Source organism: Prevotella conceptionensis 9403948 (genome assembly GCF_000312305.1).
GTDB classification, from domain to species: Bacteria; Bacteroidota; Bacteroidia; order Bacteroidales; family Bacteroidaceae; genus Prevotella; species Prevotella conceptionensis.
Genome location: NZ_HE999447.1, coordinates 317,486 through 319,605 on the forward strand (window position 1 = coordinate 317,486; position 2,120 = coordinate 319,605).

At 50.0% G+C, this 2,120-nt stretch carries 1 protein-coding gene; it reads right to left on the bottom strand.

Features of this window, described 5'->3' with window-relative positions:
• Window positions 1-2,120: DUF5113 domain-containing protein (locus BN93_RS09165; RefSeq protein WP_019188036.1), on the bottom strand; the 2,120-nt coding region annotated here is incomplete at both ends.

A 2,120-nucleotide genomic window follows, 5' to 3' on the forward strand; every position in this document is an offset into this window, starting at 1 on the left:
AAAGCAAGACAAGCACAACGATGCTGATGGTTTTGTTGGCCTTGGATTGCTGCATGCCCACCACGTAAGCATCGAGCGTATTGTCGGCCGAAAGGGCCTTAAAAAGCTTCGTGTACACCTCGTTGTTATAACGATACAGGTCCCATTCGTGCAAGGCCAATGCCGCGATGGCACTTTCGTTGCGTATGTCGAGTATGATGCTGAAATTGGTTTCCAAGCTATCGTTCAGCCATTGTATCTCCGCTGGCTTGTCCACCGCTTTCGAATAAGTCACCATCAGGTCTTTTCCGTGCGGAGCTTTCAGCCGATATAGGTCATTAAGCTTTCCTATACAGCTGTCGGCATACTGCAAAGCCTTGGCATAACGGCCGTTAACGTTGGCAAAATAGGCACTGTCGGCGTAGGCGTTAGCACGTTTAAGCAACTTTCCTTCGGGTGTGTAAGCCGAAATTCGGTCTAGAATTTTACTTCGGTTGCCATGCACACTGTCTCTTGCAGTCGCGGCATGAACCTGCATTCCCCCACACAGCGCCAGCACAACAGCAAGCATACGCACCACTCTGGGCAGCCTAAAACAGAACACGCTGCCCTTACCCTTTTCGCTTTCAACCGAAATGGAGCAGCCGCTAAATATCCTACTTACCTTTTTATACTTGTCGATAATGCCCTTACAGTTGAGCAATCCGAAACCATGCGACGTCTGCACATCGGCCGAAGACGAGTTTATCACCTTGCGTTCGAACAAGTGTGCCCGTTCTTCTTCGGTCATTCCCACGCCTGTGTCGGCAATCACGATGTCTACATAGCCCTCCTCCTCGGCAACACGTGCGCTAAGTGTAACCTTGCCATTCCTTTCCGTAAACTTGCGCGCATTGTCTATCAGCGTGTTAATCATAAAGAGTGTAAGCGTGCGGTCGGCCTTCACAACCTCGGATGTAGGCTCCACCACCAGCCTTACCCCCTTGTGCTCAAATCCCATTCGGCTTTTACCAACAATGTCGAAGAGCGGTTGCAGTGCCACACTTTCCACGTGCAGGCTCAGTTCTCCTTGCCTCATCTGTATCCATTGGGTCAGAATGGCGTTGTATTCTTTTATCTTGTCGGTCAGTTCCTTCACATAGTCCAGCCGCTCTTGCCTAATTTTTTCGGGTTCTTGCACTGCGTTCAGCCGATGAATTTCGTGTCGCATCCTGTCGATAAAGGGCACCACCGAGTTTACCAACGACACCTTGGCGCGCTGTTCGATGTTCTTCTTCTTGTTCTCCACCACATGCCGTTTGCCAATCTCCTGCTCTTCGTGCAGTTCTTCGTAGCGGTCGTTTTGCTCTTCAACGTGCTGTGCGTTCACCTTTTCCCACTGCCGCAGGGGTTCGAGCATCTTCTCTGGCGAATATTTTGCGGCCTGCCTTGCACGTAAAGAGTTGAAGAAATAGAGCAAAAGTATAACCAACACGATGGCCACCCCCACATACACAAGCATCATGTTAAGCTGTTTCGACGAGTTTTCAAGCTGTTCGGCTCGCGCCTCTTGTTGCTTGTCTTGTCGGGTTTGCCGTTGTATGTCGAGGTACACGTTGCGGTTAACGTCGCTTTGGCTTTTCATGTTCATGGCCGAATACACCAAACTGAGCTGTTCGCAGATAGACGACACCAGGTCGGGGGCTTTGTTTATGTCCGGGTTTCGGTACAGGGCGTTTTGCAAACAGAAAAGGGCCGACTTGTAATCTTTCAGTGCCCAGTAGCAAGAGGCCAGTGTACGGTATGCACCAGCCGTTTGATAAACGTTGCCATAGCTGGAAAACATCACCAACGCCCTTTGTGCCAAGTTGCCTGCCAGCAAACTGTCGGGCATGTCGTCGGTGTTAAGTATGGTAATGGCTGTGGCATTATCTCGCAACAATTGGCGCCGCTGTTGCTTGTCTATTAAGTGTTCGCTTATGGCTTGCAGCGAGTTGGCCTCCCAATAAGGATAATTGCTTTGTATGGCAAGCCCATAACAGCGAAACAAGAAATCGAACTCTTGCTGCGATATGGCCTCTTTTGTGGGTGCCGTTATTAGTCCGCCTGCTCCCACATTATACATATAGCTCAACCATTGCGCCGTGTCTTGTTGTATATCG